This is a genomic window from Deinococcus planocerae, from assembly GCF_002869765.1.
Taxonomy (GTDB): domain Bacteria; phylum Deinococcota; class Deinococci; order Deinococcales; family Deinococcaceae; genus Deinococcus; species Deinococcus planocerae.
Genome location: NZ_PNOR01000023.1, coordinates 55,018 through 72,436 on the forward strand (window position 1 = coordinate 55,018; position 17,419 = coordinate 72,436).

The 17,419-nt window shown below is 70.2% G+C and carries 13 protein-coding genes, 1 tRNA gene and 1 rRNA gene; 8 read left to right on the forward strand and 7 right to left on the reverse strand.

From position 1 onward, the window contains the following. Nucleotides 1-12: 12 nt before the first annotated feature. From A7B18_RS14005 to A7B18_RS14025, 5 genes are all read right to left on the reverse strand, one after another. Nucleotides 13-1,557, reverse strand: a complete 1,545-nt coding sequence (locus A7B18_RS14005) for a carbohydrate ABC transporter permease (RefSeq protein WP_102127314.1) — start codon at nucleotides 1,555-1,557, stop codon at nucleotides 13-15. Then, nucleotides 1,554-2,651 (reverse strand): carbohydrate ABC transporter permease, encoded by a 1,098-nt coding sequence (locus A7B18_RS14010; RefSeq protein ID WP_102127315.1) that lies wholly within the window; start codon nucleotides 2,649-2,651, stop codon nucleotides 1,554-1,556. Before A7B18_RS14010 ends, A7B18_RS14005 begins: the two co-directional genes overlap by 4 nt. Nucleotides 2,652-2,727: 76 nt before the next feature. After that, a complete protein-coding gene (locus tag A7B18_RS14015) occupies nucleotides 2,728-3,945 on the reverse strand; it encodes an extracellular solute-binding protein (RefSeq protein WP_102127316.1) in 1,218 nt (405 codons plus the stop codon). Beyond that, entirely contained in the window at nucleotides 3,942-4,940 is a 999-nt protein-coding gene (locus tag A7B18_RS14020) for a LacI family DNA-binding transcriptional regulator (protein ID WP_102127317.1), read from the reverse strand. The genes A7B18_RS14015 and A7B18_RS14020 overlap by 4 nt, the downstream gene beginning before the upstream one ends. 189 nt (nucleotides 4,941-5,129) lie before the next feature. After that, complete coding sequence (locus tag A7B18_RS14025) at nucleotides 5,130-7,322, reverse strand: glycoside hydrolase family 3 N-terminal domain-containing protein (RefSeq protein ID WP_219722133.1); 2,193 nt, start codon at nucleotides 7,320-7,322, stop codon at nucleotides 5,130-5,132. 118 nt (nucleotides 7,323-7,440) lie between these two features. On the opposite strand from A7B18_RS14025, the gene A7B18_RS14030 reads away from it, so the two are divergent. The 7 genes from A7B18_RS14030 (at nucleotide 7,441) to A7B18_RS14060 (ending at nucleotide 15,087) form a co-directional block, all read left to right on the forward strand. After that, complete coding sequence (locus A7B18_RS14030) at nucleotides 7,441-8,583, forward strand: XdhC family protein (RefSeq protein ID WP_102127318.1); 1,143 nt, start codon at nucleotides 7,441-7,443, stop codon at nucleotides 8,581-8,583. A gap of 57 nt (nucleotides 8,584-8,640) precedes the next feature. Beyond that, on the forward strand, nucleotides 8,641-9,036 hold the full coding sequence (locus tag A7B18_RS14035; protein ID WP_102127319.1) for a YbaN family protein: 396 nt from the start codon (nucleotides 8,641-8,643) through the stop codon (nucleotides 9,034-9,036). After that, nucleotides 9,033-9,974, forward strand: a complete 942-nt coding sequence (locus A7B18_RS14040; RefSeq protein WP_102127320.1) for an alpha/beta fold hydrolase — start codon at nucleotides 9,033-9,035, stop codon at nucleotides 9,972-9,974. The genes A7B18_RS14035 and A7B18_RS14040 overlap by 4 nt, the downstream gene beginning before the upstream one ends. Before the next feature lie 67 nt (nucleotides 9,975-10,041). After that, the gene (locus tag A7B18_RS14045) at nucleotides 10,042-11,040 is read left to right on the forward strand and encodes a 4Fe-4S binding protein (RefSeq protein WP_102127321.1); all 999 of its coding nucleotides are present in this window, start codon (nucleotides 10,042-10,044) and stop codon (nucleotides 11,038-11,040) included. A gap of 444 nt (nucleotides 11,041-11,484) precedes the next feature. After that, nucleotides 11,485-14,112 carry a DEAD/DEAH box helicase gene (locus tag A7B18_RS14050; RefSeq protein WP_102127322.1) on the forward strand — a complete coding sequence of 876 codons (2,628 nt, stop codon included), beginning with the start codon at nucleotides 11,485-11,487 and terminating at the stop codon, nucleotides 14,110-14,112. Between the two features lie 66 nt (nucleotides 14,113-14,178). Then, nucleotides 14,179-14,252: transfer RNA gene (locus tag A7B18_RS14055), tRNA-Gln, on the forward strand. Between the two features lie 223 nt (nucleotides 14,253-14,475). Continuing rightward, on the forward strand, nucleotides 14,476-15,087 hold the full coding sequence (locus A7B18_RS14060; protein ID WP_102127323.1) for a DUF4384 domain-containing protein: 612 nt from the start codon (nucleotides 14,476-14,478) through the stop codon (nucleotides 15,085-15,087). Nucleotides 15,088-15,134: 47 nt separating this feature from the next. On the opposite strand, the gene A7B18_RS14065 is transcribed toward A7B18_RS14060, so the two are convergent. After that, nucleotides 15,135-15,917 carry an acyl-CoA acyltransferase gene (locus A7B18_RS14065; protein WP_245872890.1) on the reverse strand — a complete coding sequence of 261 codons (783 nt, stop codon included), beginning with the start codon at nucleotides 15,915-15,917 and terminating at the stop codon, nucleotides 15,135-15,137. Then, nucleotides 15,914-17,023 (reverse strand): o-succinylbenzoate synthase, encoded by a 1,110-nt coding sequence (menC, locus tag A7B18_RS14070; RefSeq protein ID WP_102127324.1) that lies wholly within the window; start codon nucleotides 17,021-17,023, stop codon nucleotides 15,914-15,916. Before menC ends, A7B18_RS14065 begins: the two co-directional genes overlap by 4 nt. 288 nt (nucleotides 17,024-17,311) lie before the next feature. On the opposite strand from menC, the gene A7B18_RS14075 reads away from it, so the two are divergent. Next, nucleotides 17,312-17,419: ribosomal RNA gene (locus A7B18_RS14075) — 16S ribosomal RNA — on the forward strand; the annotation flags it as partial.

Below are 17,419 nucleotides of genomic sequence, written 5' to 3' on the forward strand. Positions count from 1 at the left end.
GAAAGGAGAAGCTTACCCCTTGACGGCACTGTCGGCCCCGGTGTCCACGAAGTAACGCTGGAAGATCACGAAGACGATGATGACGGGAATGGCGCTGAGAACGGCGCCCGCCAGGATCAGGCCGTAATCGCCCTGCCCGCCGTAGGCCTGCCGGAAGCTGGAGAGGCCCACCGTCAGCGTGAAGTTGGTGTTCTCGCGCAGCAGCACCACCGGCCAGAAGAAGTCGTTCCACGCCCCCTGGAACTGGGTGATCGCCAGCGCGATGAGGGCCGGGCCCGCCTGCGGCAGCATCACCCGCCAGAAGGTCGTGAAGGGCCCCGCCCCGTCGATGGAGGCGGACTCCTCCAGCTCGCGCGGCATCCCCTCGAAAAACTGCTTCATCAGGAAGACGCCGCCCGCCGCGACCAGCCCCTGAAGCCACAGGCCCCAGAGGTTGAGCAGCCCCAGGTCGCGCAGCAGCACGTAATTGCTCACCAGGTTCACCTGCGCGGGCACCATCTGCACGAACAGCACGCCCAAGATGAAGATCAGGCCCTTGCCGGGGAAGTTCAGCCGCGCCAGCGCGTACCCGGCCAGCGAGCAGAACACGATGGCCGCCACGACCCGCAGCAGGGCGTACAGGAAGGAGTTGCTCACCCAGCGCAGGAAGAGGCTGCGGCCACTCTGCGGGTCGGTCGTCTCGTTAAAGGCCCGGCGGTAGTTGTTGAAGGTGTACCCCAGGATGCCGGGGGTCACGTTGCGGTAGGCGAACGAGCGGTCGAAATTCTGCCGGTCGCTGGGCGGCAGGGTGCTGCCCACGATGCTCTGCCCGCGCTGCACGTCCACCTGAAGCGGCGTGCGCTGGATCACCGGGCCGCGCAGGTAGTAGGTGCCGTTCGCCCGCACGAGTTCGACCAGTTGCGTCTCGCTGAGGTCGAACTGGCGCTGCTGAGCCTCGGGGGTGTCGAGCGTGACCCGGACGCGCTGCCCGCCAGGCAGGAGGGCGGTCAGGTCATTGCCCACCTGCGGGCCGATCTTGGCGCGGACCACCTCGCCCTGCTGCCGGGTCAGGGGCGGGTAGGTGACCGTGACCCGGTAGGAGCGCACCTCGCCCGCCCCGCCCGTCTGCACGGTCCGGAGCTGCGCGTAGTCTCGCGCCTGGGCCTGCCGGGCGAGCGCGACGAGGCTCTGCGGCTGGTACGGAAAGAGCGAGGCGGCGGGCGGGTCCTGCGGTGCGTCTGCGGGAGAACGCACCGACACGTCGAAGCTCACCGAGCGGCCCGGCACCAGGCCCCCGTTCCAGCCGTCCGCGCCGCCCTGCACGCCGAGGTTGTACGCGGTGGAGATGTAGCGCGGGGTGAGCTGCGGGATGATCAAGCGGGGCGGGTACTCGTTGGGGTTGTCCTTGAAGCTGCTGACCGTGCCCAGCAGGAAGGGCCCGATGAAGAACAGGCTCATCACCAGCATGAACAGGTACAGCCAGCCCGCCCGCGCCCAGCGGCGCCGCGCCAGCCAGCGGTCCTGCTCCTGGGCCGACCCGAACCGGGCAGGCGGAGACGGAACGGTCGAGGTGGTCATTGCGCCTCCGGGGCCACGAAGAATCTGCGCTGGAGAAAGACCATCAGCAGGATGATCAGCGCCAGGATGATCGCCGCCGCCGCCGCCATGTTCACGGGCGCGGCCCCCGACTTGAAGGTGTTGGTGTACACGTAGTAGGCCAGCGTGATCAGCGTCTCCTGGGGCGCCGCGCTTCCAATCACCGCCACCTGGTCGAACATCTGCATCGTGCCGATCAGGCTGATGGTCACCACGTAAAAGGTCACCGGGCGCAGCATGGGCACCGTCACCCGCAGCAGCTTCTGGGCGGGCGTCGCCCCGTCGATGTCGGCGGCCTCGTACAGCGCGGCGGGGATATTCTGGAGTCCCGCCAGGAAGAACAGCATGAGCGTCGGAATGGTCGTGAAGGTGTTCATGATGACGACCACGAGGAGCGGCATACTCAGCACCCGCACGCCCCCGATGCTCAGCCACGAGTCCGAGAAGTACTGGAAGTCGTAGGGCTGCACGTCGCGGGCCCCGACGACGCCCAGCACGTTCAGGCCCAGGGTGACGGCCAGGGCGATCAGCGCACTCATCGCCGCCAGCGCCGGGTCAAACCATTTCGCGGGCAGCCTGCGGGACCGCTCGAACAGCACCTGCGCGACCTGCACGAGGGCCATCACACCCAGGAAGGTCAGGATCAGCGGCAGGTACGTCAGCCACTGGGTGATCAGGTAGTTGACCACCCCGCGCCGCTGAAACAGCCACAGGAAGATCAGGGTGATGACCACCGAACTCGTGATGCTGGGCATGTACCACGCCGAACGGAAAAAGGACTGACCCTTGATTTTGTTGTTCAGGGCCACGGCCATCAGGAGCGAGCCAATGGTTTGCAGCACCGTCACCAGGATCGAGAACACCAGCGTATTCGCCAGCGCCCGCTGAAAGAGCGAGTCGCCCAGCACGTCCAGGTACGGTTTGATGCCGATGACCCGGGCGTCGTTGAACAGGTTGAAGTCGGTGAACGAGTAATAGATCGCCCGGGCGAAGGCGTAGAAGAAGAACACCAGGATGGTGATCAGAAACGGCGCCAGGAACAGGAGTGCGGTGGCGGTCTGACCTTTTCGGAACATGGGGGCCTCCCACCGGAAGGAGAGGGGGCCGGGAGAGAAGGTGCGGCGTTCTCCCGGCCCCGCGAGTCTCAGGGCCTTATCGGCTCTGGAGGGTCGCCATGTCCTGCTGCGCCTTTCTCAGCGCGTTGGCGGCACTCTGCTGCCCGCTCAGCGCGGCGGCCAGCGCGGCGTTGATCGGCTTGGCCCAGTCCGGCCCCTTGGGCCCGAAGGTGTAGGGGGCGACGTTGCCGTCCGACGCGCCCGCGAAGACGGCGGCGGCGTTCTGGGCCTCGGGGGTGTTGCGCTTGAACAGCGCGTTGTTCGACAGCGCCGTGCGGCTGGGGATGGCGATGCCCTGCTCCAGCACGTACTGCTGCACCTGCGGGCCCGTCAGGATGTTCAGGACTTTGAGGGCGTTGGCGCGGTTTTTGCTGTTCGCGTTCACGGCCCAGCCTACGGTGTAGATGAAGTTGCCGCGCTTGCCGGTGCGGTCGGCCTTGGGCATCAGGGCGGTGCCGTACTTCAGGTTGGGGGCGTTGTCCTTGAGGAAGCCGGTGATCCAGTTGCCCTCGATGGCGACGGCGACCTTGCCGGTGCCCAGGCAGCCGCCCGACCAATCCTGCGAAATCTCGCTGGGCTGGATGCCCACCTTGTCCTTCGTCAGGCCGGTGTACCAGTTGAAGGCCGCCTGGAACGCCGGGTCGAGCAGGTTGGTCTTGCCGTTCGCGCCGAACTGCTTCCAGCCCGCGCCGATGGCAAAGGCCCCCATGCGCGCGTAGTCGGGCGCGAGGCAGATGCCGTAGTAGTCGCTGCCCAGCGCCTTTTTGAGGTTGGTCAGCTTGGTGGTCAGGCTGCTCCAGGTGTCGTTGTTGTTGGGATACGCAACCTTGGCCTCGTCGAAGAGGTCCTTGTTGTAGACCAGCGTCAGGGTGTTGAAATCCTTGGGGATGGCGTAGACCCTGCCGTTCCGGGTGAAGGCGTTGGTCAGGCTCCTGACGAAGGGGGAGGTGTTGACCTGGCCGGTCAGGGGCAGCACCTTGCCCGTGGCGATGTAGGTGTCGAGCGTCTCCCCGGGCAGGTAGAACAGGTCGCCCGCCGAGCCGGAGGCCAGCAACGTGGTCAGGCCCTGGTTGTAGTCGCCCTGGAGGGCTTGGTACGTCACGGTGACGCCCCTCAGTTGGGGCCGGACGAAGCGGTTGATCATCTCCGGGTAGATGGTGTTGTCCTGCCCCGCGTACCCGTTGATCTTGATGGCGCTCTGGGCGGCGGCGCTGGACGCGAGGACGGCGAGGCTGACGAGCAGGGCGTGTTTCATACTTCTCCTCCGGAAAGGGGCGCGCGTGCCACGGGGGACACGGTCGCGCCGGGGGTCAGGTGAACGGGGATGAATTCGCCACGGGGTGAGAGCCCCGAGATGGCCTCGCTGACGAGTTGGAGAGCGGTCGAAGCGATGAGGGGGATGTTCTGCACCACGGTGGTCAGCCGGATGTTGAGCGGCACCTCCGGCAGGCCGTCGAAGCCCACCACGGAAACGTCCCCCGGCACGCGGACGCCCAGGTCCTCCAGGGCGGCGATGGCCCCGGTGGCGCTCTCGTCGCTCTGGGCGAAGAGGCCGGTGAAGCGCGCGCCCTCCTCCCAGGCCCGGCGGACGGCGCGGTAGCCGCCGAGGACGGTGAAGTCGCTGGGCAACGACCCCACCCGCGCCCCCGCCCCCCGTGCCGTCCCCACGAAGCCCCGCTCCCGGTCCTGGGCCACCTGGCTGGTTCCCTCGCCGAGGTACATCAGGTCGCGGTGCCCGGCCTGAAGCAGGTGCCGCGCCGCGAGGGCCCCGCCCTCCTCGTCGTGGGGGGCGACCCAGAAGAAGTCGGGGTGGTGGCCGATCAACACGGAGGGCACGCCCGCCCGCCGCAGGAAGTCGAGCCGACGGTCCTCGTCCTGCTGCGCGTGCATCACCAGGACCGCCGTGGGCAGGTGGGGCAGGTTCCACACCTCGGTCCGCAGCCCCACGAGCTGCACGCCTTGCAGGGCGGTGTGGCTCTCCAGCGCCTCACGGAACAGGACGTAGTACGGGTGGAGCATCGGGTCGTCCCGGTCCAGCAGCAGCCCCAGCGTCTGCCCCTTGCGCCAGCTCAGGTGCCGGGCGGCGGGGTCGGGGCTGTACCCCATCCGCTGCATGACCTCCTGCACCCGCTCGCGCGTGCCCGCCGCGACGGTGGTGTGCCCGTTGAGCACGCGGCTCACGGTGCCCTTGCTCACGCCCGCCGCAACGGCGATGTCGTTGATGGTGGGACGCGGGAGCAGATCGGTCATGGAAACACCTCGTCGGGAGTCGGCCTTTCTGTAACCGGTTACAGACTCGCCGGACAAGGACACCCAAGGCTGCCCCAGCGGAGATTTTGTAATCGGTTACAAGCCCATTCTGCACCTCTGCCCGGAGTTGTCAAGGCGTGCTGGTGTGTAGGGGAGCGTGCTGCCTCCGGTCCTCGTCAGGCACTCCTCTCAATCCTTCTGTGGGCCCTCGGCGAGGAGGCGGAAGGCGCCCTCCAGGGTCACCGAACTGTTCTCGCCGACCAAGACCCGGAACTCGCCCGGCTCCAGCCTGGGGGTTCCCGTCTCGTCGGAGAAGCTCAGGTCGTCTGCCGTCAGGGTAAAGGCCACCTGCCGACAGGCGCCGGGCTCCAGCGCGACCCGCTCGAATCCTCTCAGCTCCCGGACCGGACGGGTGCGGCTGGCGACCACATCCCGCAGGTAGAGCTGGGCCACCGTCTCGCCCGCCCGCTCGCCCACGTTCTTCACCGCGACGGTGACGCGGACGGGCTGCCCCAGGGGAACCTCCGGGTCCACCCACAGGTTAGAGAACTCGAAGCGTGTGTAGCTCAGCCCAAAGCCGAAGGGGAAGAGGGGCGAGTCCCGCTCGTCACTCAGCCGGTAGGCCTGTGGGAAGGTCGCCAGGGGGCGGCCCGTCGGCTTGAAGCTGTAGTGAGCCGGAAGCTGCCCGGTCTGGCGCGGGAGGCTGACCGGGAGGTGCCCGCTGGGGTTGACCAAGCCGTACAGAATTTCGGCTACGGCCTCACCGCCGCAGACGCCCGGGTGCCAGGCGAGCAGCACCGCCTCCGAGGCGCGCACGACCCGGGTGAGGACCAACGGGCGGCCAGAGAAGACGACGGTCACGACCCGAACCCCGAGGGCGTGCAGCGCCTCCAGCATCTCCGGTTGCCCGGCGGGCAGATCCAGGCTGGCGACGCTGTGGTCCTCGCCGCTGCGGGTGGGTGTCTCACCGAGGGCCACGATCACGACATCGGTTTGCCGCGCCCAGTCCAGCGCCTCGTCGATGTTGGCGGTGTGCCAGACCTCGTGCGGGCCGGGGTGGACTTTCCGCACGGCCTCCAGCAGCGTGGGCACGTCCCCCGCCTCGCCGTCGAGGGTCCAGGTGCCGAAGAGTTGCCCGCGCCAGGTGGCCGCCGCCCCGAACACGCCCACCCGGATTCCGGCCCCCAGCGGCAGGAGGTCGCCCCGGTTCTGGAGGAGGACCGGGCTGCGGCGGGCGAGGTCCAGCGTCGCGGCGCGGTGCTCGGGGGTGAACTGCACCCGGGCCGCCTCGCCCTCGTCCACGTAGGGCCGCTCGAACAGCCCCAGTCTGAACTTGAGGGTCAGGACGCGCCTCACCGCCTCGTCCAGCCTCTCCGGGGGCACCCGTCCGGCCCGAATCAGCCCAGGCAGGTGGTCACGGTAAAGACCGCTCACCATGTCCACGTCGTTGCCCGCCAGGAACGCCTGCCGGGCGGCCTCCTTCCCGTCCCCGGCAACCCCGTGGCGGGTAAGTTCCAGCACGCCCTCCCAGTCGGTGACGAGCACGCCCCCGAAGCCCAGGTCGTCCCGCAGGATGCGGCGCAGCAGGTCGGGGCTGGCGGCGACGGGCAGGCCGTTCAGGTCGCAAAAGGCGCTCATGACGCTCGCCACGCCCGCCCGCACCGCCGCGCGGAAGGAGGGGAGGTGGACGTTGTGCAGGGTGTAGGCGCTCACCTCCAGCGTGTTGTAGTCCCGCCCGCCCTCGACCGCGCCGTAGCCGACGAAATGCTTGGCGCAGGCGGCCACGTGCTCCCCATCGCCGAGGTCGTCCCCTTGGTAACCACGTACGGCGGCCTCGGCGAGACGGGCGGCGAGGTAGGGGTCCTCGCCGAAACTCTCCGCGATCCGGCCCCAACGTCCGTCGCGCGCAATGTCGAGCATAGGGGTGAAGACCCAGGTGATGCCGTCCGCCCGCGCCTCCCGCGCCGCGACCTCCGCGCAGCGCCGGACGTGTTCGGGGGACCAACTGGCCGCCTGCCCCAGCGGGATGGGCGCGACCGTCCGGTGCCCGTGGATCACGTCCCGGGCGAACAGCAGGGGGATGCCCAGGCGCGACTCCTTGACGGCGACCCGTTGCAGCCGGTTCAAGGTGGCGGCCCGCACCCGCTCCTGCCGATCGTTGCCCGCGGTGGCGCTGCTGGCGACGATGGCGCTCCCCACCCGGCCCAGGCGGATGTCGGCGGCGTCCGCGTCCCCCAGGTTGTGACCCTGGTGGAACTGCCCGACCTTCTCCTCCAGGGTCATCCGGGCGAGCAGGGCCTCGACCCTCTTCGCCACCGCCGCCCGCGAGGTCCGCCCGTCTGCCCCCGGGTACTCGTCTCGTTCTCCACGTTCTGCCGTCACCGGGCCATTCTGGTCGAACGGGGCGGGGAACCTCGCGGGCGAGCCCGGTTCCACCGACTGACTCATCCCTCGGGGCTGAGCCTTCTTCCCACTCCCGGCGGCGGTAGATTGAAGCCACATGAACGCAGCCGAAACGCGCGCCCTCCTTGAGGCGCTGAGAACAGCCCTGGCCCGGGGTCAGGGGGCGGCCCTCGCCACCGTCGTCGGGGTGCGGGGCAGCGCCTACCGCCGCGAGGGGACCCGGATGCTCGTCCTCGACGACGGGGCGCAGGTCTGTATGCTCTCCGGCGGCTGCCTGGAGGCCGAGGTGGTCGAGGTGGCACTGGAGGTCATCCGCACCGGCGAGCCCGCCCTGACCCACTACGACCTCTCGGAGGACGCGACCTGGGGCCTGGGCATCGGCTGCGGGGGCAGCGTGGACGTGCGGGTCGAGCGGGTGGACCCCGGCGACCCGGTGACTGCCGCGTGGCTGGGGGCACTGGAGGAGGGCCGCGCCGCCGTCCTCGCGGTGCCGCTCAATGGGGAGGGGCGGCTCCTCGTCACCCCGGACGGAGAGGAGGTGGGCCGCCTGCCCGACCCCGCCCTCCACGCCTTCGCCGCCCTGGCCGCCCGCGCGCGGTTGAGCCTGCGCGAGCCGCGCGCCGTGACCCTCGCGGCCCCGGACGGCTCGCCCATCTTCTTCGACGTGAGCGTGCCGCCCCCCGAACTGGTGATCTACGGGGCGGGCCACGACGCCCAGCCGCTCGCCGCGCAGGCGCACGCGCTGGGGTACACCGTCCACGTCATCGACCCCCGCCCCGCGTACCTGACGCCGGGCCGCTTCCCCGGGGCCACGCTCCACTCCCTCGCCCCCGAGGACCTGTCCGCCTTCACCCCCGGCGAGCGCGCCCACCTGATCGTGATGAACCACCACCTCGACCGCGACCGGGTGTGCCTCGCCCATGCGCTGCGCTCGGGGGCGCCGTACGTCGGCATCCTGGGTCCCCGCTCCCGCGCCGAGGACCTCTTGCGGGCGCTGGAGGCGGAGGGGGTCACCCTCACCCCGGAGCAGCTCGCCCGGCTGCGTTCCCCGATAGGCCTGCGCCTAGGGGCCGAGGCGCCCGAGGAGGTCGCCCTGAGCATCCTCGGGGAACTGATGGCGTGGCGGCGCGGGTACGACGGCGGCTTCCTGAGCGGGCACGCGGGGCGCATCCACGACTCGGGGACGCACGCCCCTGCCCCAGCGACTCTCGGCGCGTCCGTCCACACGGGGACGGATTGACAGCCGGAAAGGTCCCGGACCGCCCGTTTCGCCGCGGCGCCGCCTTATCTTGAGAGCATGGCCCGCCGACCCCCGCCTGCGTCACGCCTCGCCCGGCCCCTGTGGGTGGCGCTGGGCTTCGTGCTGACCGGGCTGGGGGTGCTGGGGCTGATCCTGCCGGGCCTGCCCGGAACGGTCTGGTTCATCCTGGCGGCGGCCTGTTTCGCGCGGGGCAATCCCAAGTGGGAGGCGTGGCTGCTCTCCCGGCCCGTGATCGGCGAACTCGTGCGCGACTACCGGGCGGGGCGCGGCATGCCGCCCCGGGCGAAGTGGATCGCCTGCACCTGCATCGCCGTGGCGGTGGGCTTCAGCCTGCCGCGCATCCCGGTGCTCGCCGGTCAGGTCGCGTGGGTGCTCGTGGGCGCGGCGGGCATCCTCTACATCACCCTGCGCGTGCCGACGCGCCGACCTTGAGGGGCACGGCCTCCCTGCTGGGACTCGCCGCCGCACTCGGGGCCGGGGCGCTGGCGACCCACGTCCGCATCCGCCGCAGCGCGGAGCGCTACCCGCCGCGCGGGCGCGTGCTCGACCTCCCCGACGGTCCCACCCACGTCATCGAGGGGGGCGACCCCGCCGCGCCCCCCACCGTCCTGATCCACGGGAGCGACGGGGTGGCCCTCGACTGGCCCGTCTCGCCGCTGTGGGGAGCGCTCGGCCCGCGCGCGCGGCTGATCGCCCCCGACCGACCCGGGCACGGCCACACGCCCGTCCCTGTCGGCTCGCCTGTCACGGTGGAGGTCAACGTGCGGCGGCTCGCCCAACTCCTGGACGCCGTGGACGTGCGCGAGCCCGTCACCCTACTGGGGCACTCCTATGGGGCGGCGGTCGCGCTCGCCTTCGCCGCCGCGTTTCCGGGGCGGGTGCGCTCCCTCGTGCTGTTCTCGCCCACCGCCTTCCCCGTGCGCGGCCTGACCCGGCCCCTGGCGTACGTGCCGCTCGTGCCCGGACTGGAGGCGCTGCTGACCCGGGTGCTGTTGCTGCCGCTGGGCCGCCTCGTCGCCCGGGTGGAGGGGGCGCGCGCCTTCCACCCCCACCCCATCCCGCCCACCTGGCACGCGATGATGCTCGCCTTCTCCCGGCGCCGGGCACAGGTTCACGCCCTCGCCTGGGAAAACCGCACCTTCGCCCGCGAACTCACCCGGCTCGTTCCGCACTATCCCCGCCTGTGTGTGCCCACCACGGTCATCGCCGGGGCGCACGACCGCCTCACACCTGCTGAGCTCCACGCCGTCCCCCTCGCCCGCGCCCTGCCCCGGGCCACCCTGCGGGTTCTCCACGACGGCGGGCATCAACTCCACTGGACCCACCCGGAGGAGATCGCCCGCGCCGTGCTGGACGCTGGCAGAGGCTGACGGGACGGGCGTTCCCTTCGTCTCCTGCGTTCCTTTGACCCCCTCCCCCCGGCACTAGACTCGGCGCATGTTGGAAGGCGTTCTGAACCGTCTGGGCGAGTACGGCAACCCGCTGCCGCGCTTCGCGGCGCCCCGCTGCCTGCTCGAACGTCAGGCGGTCGGAGGGTGCGACGCCTGCCACACCACCTGCCCCCACGGCGCGATTCAGCTCGGCCCCCTGGGGAACAGCATCCAGATCGACCCCGCCCTCTGCACGGGCTGCGGCCTGTGCGTGCAGGTCTGCCCCTCGGGTGCCCTGGAGTACGACCTGACCCCCACCCTTCAGACGGTGCGCGACGCGGGGCAGGCCGGGGAGGCCACCCTCACGTGCTCGCAAAGCGGCGCGGGTGGCCCCACCCTGCCCTGCCTGGGCCGCGTGACCCCCGCCGTGGTCGCCGCCGCCGGGGCCTGGGGCACGCCCCTGACCCTAATTCACGGTGGGTGCTCCGTCTGCCCGGTCGGTGCCCCCGACGTACCGGGGCGGGTAGAACGGGTGGTCGAGGAGGCCAACCACCTGCGTGAGGCGACCGGGCGGCCCGCCGAGGCCACCGTGCGCCCCGCCACCCCGGAGGACCAGGATCGGGCCGTGCGCGTCTCGCGCCGCGGAGCCTTCGCCACCTTCCTGCGCGCGGGGCGGCAGCAGGTCGCCCAGGCCATCCCCGAGCGGCCCCTCCCCTTCGTGGACTGGAGCGTCCCGGGGGAGCGCACCCCCGAGGAGTGGCGCTGGCGCGCCCGGTCCCTCAAGCCCGACCCCGCCCCCGACGCGGGTGTCTTCTGGCCCGCGCCGTTGGTGGACGACTCCTGCATCGACTGCCCGGTGTGCTCGAATGTCTGCCCTACCGAGGCGATCACCCGCGAACTCAAGCCGGAAGGCGGCGTGCGGCTCCTCCTCAACCTCTCCGCCTGCACGGGCTGCATGGCCTGCGTGCGCTCCTGCCCGCCGGACGCGATGCACCCGCAGGAAGAATGGCTCCCCGCCGCCTTCCACGCGCCGATCCTGATTCGGGAGAGCGACTCGGTGATGTAGGGAAGTGCGTGAGGAGAGATGGGGCTTGGGGTGTGGAGGGGCGTTGGGGGGCGCTTGCGGTCACCCCCTCCCAGCCTCCCCCCTCAAGGGGGAGGAGTTAAAAGCGCTAAGAGCTTTCGCTTTTTAAAACGTCAATCTGGATGTCCCATCAGTGGCAGAGGGTGAACGCGCCAGGCCACAACCACGTCGGCTCGCGCAGCGAGACGGTGGGCCCGCAGATGGGACGCGACAAGATCAAACCTTGCGTTCAGAAAAACCCGACCCCCCACGCCCTCCCTCTGTACCTGCCCAGCGCAGCGCCGCTCCCCCTGCCCCCTCGGGGGGTAGGGGGCTGGGGGGTGGGGGCAAACCTTGGCAAGATACCCTGCCCCCCTCCACCACCCCCACGCCGACCGTAACCCCTCTCCCCGCCCACCCCTTCCCACGCGTCCTACACTGAGACACGTGTTCCCCGCCCGCTCCCCCTACGCCCGCCTGGAGGCGTTCCTGCGGGACATCCTGGGCGGCGGAGCGGCCCTGCTCCACGAGGAGCAGGAGGCCCCCCCTCGCACCCTGAGCACCGCCGCCCTCGGCTGGTCCGACGCCGTTTCCCGCGGCTTCGGCTTCCCCGAGGTCTTCAGCCACCAGGCCGAAACCTACCGCCTGATGCAAGGCGGCAAACACGTCATCGTGACCACGCCGACCGCCAGCGGCAAGACCGGCGCCTTCTTCCCCGCGGTCTTCGAGCGGCTAGAGCGCGATCCGCAGGCGACCGCCCTCTTCGTCTACCCCCTCGTCGCCCTCGGCCAGGACCAGCGCGACAAGCTCGCCGCCTTCCAGGCGCGGGGGGCTTTCGACTGGGAGATCGGCGCGTTCCAGGGCACGGCCCAGCCGAACGAAGTCTTCCGCCCCGGCGTGCGGATGGTGACTGCCACCCCCGACAAGCTCCACTGGTCCCTGACCCAGCCCCGCGTGCGCGAGTTCCTGTCCCGCCTGTCTTTCATCGTGCTCGACGAGGCGCACACTTACCGGGGGGGTTTTGGCAGCGAGGTCGCCGGGATGCTGCGGCGGCTGCTCGACCTCGCGCGGGCGCTGGGCGCGAGTCCCCAGGTCGTGCTGAGTCCCGCCACCATCGGCAACCCCGCCGAGTTCGCCCGGGAGCTGGTCGGGGTGGACGCCGTGCAGGTGGGCGAGTCGGGTGCCGCCCGGCACGGCAAACGCTACTACCTCGCCGATCACCGCGGGCAGCCCCGCCGCTTCTGGGACGCGGTGGTGAGCGCGAGCGTGGCCCACCGCCTCAAGGTGCTCGCCTTCTTCCGGGGCCGCTCGCGGGCCGCCCGGCTGTACTCGACCTACCGCGCCCAGCCCCTCTATCAGCGCCACACCCACCTCTACATGGCCGGGACCTCCGACCGTGAGGGCCGCCTCACCGAGTTCCGCCGCGCGAGCAGCGGGGTTATGTTCGCCACCAACGCCCTCGAAGCCGGGGTGGACATCGGTGACCTGGAGGTCGTGATCATCGACGGTTACCCCGGCTCGCGGATGGCCTTTCGGCAGATGGCGGGCCGGGCCGGGCGGGTGGCGCCGGGCCTGGTCCTCTACCTCCCCGCGCTGAACGAGCAGGGCGTGCCGCAGCCCGTGGACGCCTTCTACTCCAACGCCGGGAACTTCCGCGAACTCGTCACCGGGCCCATCGAAAAGGCGGTAGTGGAGGCGAACAACCCGTACCTCTCCCCCCGGCACCGCGAGCGCGCGAACGAGGAGTTCAAGGCGGCGGGCCTCCCCGCCGAGGTGAGCCGCGGCCCCAAATACTGGAACCTGCGCGGCGAGGGCAGCGCCAAATTTGCCGTCGTAGAGGAAGCCGACTGGGAGGTCAAGGGTCCGCGCGCCTTCGACACGCCGCTCGAATCGCCCAGCCAGCACTACGCCCTCACGGAAAAGCACGAGGGGGCGGTGTTCACCCTCGACGGGCAGGGGTACAAGGTCACCCGCTGGCAGGACCACCCGGCGGGAACGGCGATCCTCGCCCAGCGCTTCGACGCGGCCAACCTCTTCACGCGCGGGCTGTACTCCATCGAGGTCAGCCCCACCCGCATGGGCGAGTGGGTGCGGCGTGGGGCGCTGGCCTACCGCCACGGGGAGGTCACCATCCGCCGCCGCTACACCGGCTACATGATGATGCGTCAGGTCTTCGAGCGCGTCTGCACCGGCTGCGACCGCGAGCCGGGGCCCACCGAGCGGGTGTGCCGCACCTGCGGAAGCCGCATCCAGGACCGGATGCAGGACCACAAGCTCTCCGAACACCTGTACGACGAGCCGCTCGAACTCCCCCCCTTCCGCACCTCCGCCCTGGAGATCGGGGTGGACGCCCGCGCGACCGAGCACCCCACGGCGGTCGCCCACACCCTCAAACATCTCCTGCAAAAGGTCACGCCTGAGCGCGTCGCCTGCGACGAGAACGACCTCGCCGGGGCTTTCCGGACGGACCGGGACAACTACTTTTTCCTGTACGACGACTGGCTGGGCGGCCTTGGCGTGTCGCGCCGCGCCTTCGAGAACCTCGACGACCTGCTGCGCCGGGCACTGGACCTCACCGCGAAGACCTGTTGCAAGGAGGCGCACGGCTGCTACGAGTGCATCGCGGTGAGCCGCTGCTTCGCCCCCTTCCTGGCGAGCGGGGAGCGCCGCCCCACCGACAAGCATGCCACCCGCGCCTTCCTCCAGGACCTGCTGGGCGTCCAGCCCGCCGCCGAGCCGGAACCGGACGCCGCCACCCTCCCCGAGGCCCCCGCCCTGCCGCCCTCCTGGCCGCTTCAGGCGCGCGAACTCCTCGACCTCCAGGGCCTCAGTTTGCCCGAGGTCAGCGCCCGCCTGGGCATCCCCAGCCGCGAGATACAGCGGGCGGTGAGCACGACCGAGCCGCTGCGGGTGTGCCACGCCAAGTTCGGGGAGGGCGTCTTGCTTCAGGGCTTCGGGCAGGGCGAGCGGCGGGAGGTGCTGGTGTACTTCCCGGGCGTCGGCCAGAAACGGTTGCTGCTCCAGTACGCGGGCCTGACCGTCATCGAGAAGCCCAGCCCGGTGGCCCAGGGCTAAGCGGCGGTTGACCCTCCCGCGCGGGCGCGGCTATACTCCACTCCGCCCGCCGTGCGGGTGAGCCGTTGGGGCATTGTGTAATGGCAGCACAGCAGTCTTTGGAACTGTTAGTCAAGGTTCGAGTCCTTGTGCCCCAGCCAGCAAAGGCAGGAAGAGGCGGAGTCCACCCCGGATTCCGCCGTCTTCTTTTTCGGTGAGACGTGCCGCTGAGCCAGATGAAAACGGCGTCAGCCGTCCTCACGTCCAGTCAGGTGAGCTTCACCCGGAGTCAGGCGGGCGGGACTACGGTGGGTTCAGCCAGGCCACTGAAAATCCCGCGCCGGACGCTTCCGGCGCGGCGGTGGTCCCGACCGGAGGAATGCCATGAAGAAGCCCGCCATCCTGACCGTCTTCGCCGCCGCCCTGCTTCTTCCCCTTGCCGCGCCCGCCCAGGCCACGCCCCGGCTGAGCACCCAGAGCATCATCGTCAACCCGGTGCCCACCACGCTCGCGGCGCAGGTGTGGGTGGACCGTGACCCCAGCGGCTCGTACACGCCCAATTACCGCATCGGCGACTCCATCCGCGTGTCGGTGCGCGTGAACGAGGACGCCTATGTCTACCTCTTCTCGGTCGACCCGAGCGGCAGCGTGGATCAGGTCCTCCCCAACCGTCTGGGGGGCGGCAACTACGTCCGCGCGGGTGAAATCCGCTCCTTCCCGCAGGCGGGCGACAGCTTCACGTACTCCGTGGGCGGCACCCCCGGCCTGAACAAGGTGCTCGTCGTCGCCAGCCGCCGCCAGCTCAACCTCTCGGAACTCAGCTCCTTCAAGGCGGGCGAGCCCTTCGCCACCGTCAAGCCCACCGTCAACTCCCCCCAGCGTCTCGCCCAGGCCCTGAGCATCGTGGTTAACCCCGTGACGCCCACCCCCACCCAGCCCTCCGTTCCTCAGCAGGACTGGATCAGCGACACCGCCACCTTCAACGCCACCTACTGAGCATCGAGACGACGGGGCGGGCATCCTCCGGGGTGCCCGTCCTTCGTTCAGCGGGTGAGGATGTAAAAAGCCCGTTCCCCCTCCCGCGCGAGGTCAGTGACGGCATAGCCCTGGGCCAGATACGTGCCCAGCACCTCACGCAGGGCGTACCTCCAGGCGAGGCGGACGGGTTCGGACAGTGCCTCGGCGTGGACGGGGACTTCCGCGAGGAGACGCGGCCCGGCCAGATCGAGACGGGGACGACCCGGCCCTTCTCCTGCGCTCTCCAGCGCCACCTCTCCGTCAGGGGACGACGTGGCCTTCTCGGCGTGGGGCGCGGTCAGGTCCCACTCGATCATCAGACGGTCGGCGGGGAAGGCAGTCTCCCGGTTCTCTCCCAGCGCGTACCAGTCGGGGTGGTATCTGATCGCCCGCGCTCCCAGCTTCCCCAGGTTGAGCCGGGCGTTGCGTGTCACCAGGGGGTCGAAGGTCCAGGTCATCCGCGTCAACCCCTGCGCGAGCACCCTCTCCCGCTGCGCCAGCTTCAAGGCGACGGCGGCCCCGCTGCCCCGCCACTCCGGGGCGACGGCGAGGAGGTGCGAGTGGTGCCAGAGCTGCCCGTCCCTCCACGCTGGAAAGCCGTAAGCGAGACCAAAGGGAACGGCACTTTCCTCGTCCCCAGCGGGATAGGCCCCCAACACGACCGCGCCCGTGTGCGTCCCGATGCGGAGCATGGTGGCAGGCAGCACCTCGCGGTCGGCGTAGCTCCACGCCCGCACCTGCACGTCCTCCAGCGCCCGCATCTCCCAGGGATCGGTCGCGTCCCGGATGACGAAGGAGCGTAGCGTCAAGCCCGGTGCTCCTCTTCCAACTCGGCCACCCGCGCGACGAATTCCCGGTTCAGCGTCACGCCGATGCCGGGACCCTGGGGAACGGGCATCAGACCATTTACCGCCTCCAGGGGCTCGTTCACCACGTCCGTCTCCCAGTAGCGGCTCGCGCTGCTCGTGTCCCCCGGCAGGGCAAAATTCGGCAGGGTCGAGAGGTGGACGTTGTGCGCGCGGCCCACGCCGCTCTCCAACATTCCGCCGCACCAGACGGGCGCCCCGAAGGCCTGCGCCACGTCGTGTACCCGCCGCGCCTCCGCGTGTCCGCCGACCCGCGAGACCTTGAGGTTGATCACGCGCCCCGCCCCGAGACTCAATCCCTTGCGGGCGTCGGCGGCACTCGTCACGCTCTCGTCGAGGCACAACGGAGTGCGCAGGCGGCGCTGCAACTCGGCGTGGTCCACGAGGTCGTCCCAGGCGAGGGGCTGCTCGATGTAGGTCAGGTCGAACTCGTCCAGCGCCGCGAGCCGCCCCGAGTCCGCCAGCGTATAGGCGCTGTTCGCGTCCACGGTGAGGCGGATGTCGGGGAAAGCCTCCCGCGCGGCGCGCACGGGCTGCACGTCCCAGCCCGGCTTGATCTTGAGCTTGATGCGGCGGTAGCCCTGCTCCACGTGCCGCCGCACGACCTCCACCGTCGCCGCCTCGTCCGCCTGGATGCCCAGGCTCACGCCCACCTCCACCTCGGTCTTGTGTCCGCCCAGCAGCGTCCCCAGCGGCGCGCCGAGGGTGCGCGCCCACAGGTCCCACGCGGCCATCTCCACCATCGCCCGCGCCATGCGGTTGCCCCGGAAGGTGCCCAGCGCCGCCTCCACCGCCTCCGGGTTGGCGAAGGTGCGGCCCAGGACGCGCGGCAAGAAGACCTCGCGCAGCAGATGCAGTGCCCCGGCGATGGTCTCCTCGCGGTACATCGGTGCGAATTCCATCGTCCCCTCGGCGAGGCCCTGCACTCCGTCCCCGTGGAGCACGAGCAGGGGAATCAGTTTCTCCGTCTGCACCCCGAAGCTCGTCTCGAAACGGAAGTTGAGCGGCAGGCGCACGAGCAGGAGTTCAGCGGCCTCGATTCGGAACATGGCCTCAGTATGCCCAGCCAAGCCCGCGGGGAGGCATGAACGCAGGAGGGCTGGTGGCTCAGGAAGGGAGTTGACAACTGCTAGGGGAGCGGGTATCTTTTCTGAGCCTCAAGCGAGGTGGGACGCATGACAGGTGAAGAGAAGCGAGAGCAGGGCCACCCGACAGGGAGGTGCACGCGGTTCTCCGTGAGGAGGACTCCAGACGTGTGAGGAGCTGAGGCTCCACAAGCCAAGCGCAAGCTTGGATTAACCATATCAACAGTGCCCGCGAGGGCAGTGCTGAACGACTCAATGGAGAGTTTGATCCTGGCTCAGGGTGAACGCTGGCGGCGTGCTTAAGACATGCAAGTCGAACGCAGGGTCTTCGGGCTCTGAGTGGCGCACGGGTGAGTAACG

Coding starts and splice junctions, on each gene's coding strand:
- A7B18_RS14035 (WP_102127319.1), top strand. CDS start 8,641: ATGGCCCGCCGACCCCCGCCTGCGTCACGCCTCGCCCGGCCCCTGTGG.
- A7B18_RS14010 (WP_102127315.1), bottom strand. CDS start 2,651: ATGTTCCGAAAAGGTCAGACCGCCACCGCACTCCTGTTCCTGGCGCCG.
- A7B18_RS14045 (WP_102127321.1), top strand. CDS start 10,042: ATGTTGGAAGGCGTTCTGAACCGTCTGGGCGAGTACGGCAACCCGCTG.
- A7B18_RS14020 (WP_102127317.1), bottom strand. CDS start 4,940: ATGACCGATCTGCTCCCGCGTCCCACCATCAACGACATCGCCGTTGCG.
- A7B18_RS14030 (WP_102127318.1), top strand. CDS start 7,441: ATGAACGCAGCCGAAACGCGCGCCCTCCTTGAGGCGCTGAGAACAGCC.
- A7B18_RS14005 (WP_102127314.1), bottom strand. CDS start 1,557: ATGACCACCTCGACCGTTCCGTCTCCGCCTGCCCGGTTCGGGTCGGCC.
- A7B18_RS14060 (WP_102127323.1), top strand. CDS start 14,476: ATGAAGAAGCCCGCCATCCTGACCGTCTTCGCCGCCGCCCTGCTTCTT.
- A7B18_RS14015 (WP_102127316.1), bottom strand. CDS start 3,945: ATGAAACACGCCCTGCTCGTCAGCCTCGCCGTCCTCGCGTCCAGCGCC.
- menC (WP_102127324.1), bottom strand. CDS start 17,023: ATGTTCCGAATCGAGGCCGCTGAACTCCTGCTCGTGCGCCTGCCGCTC.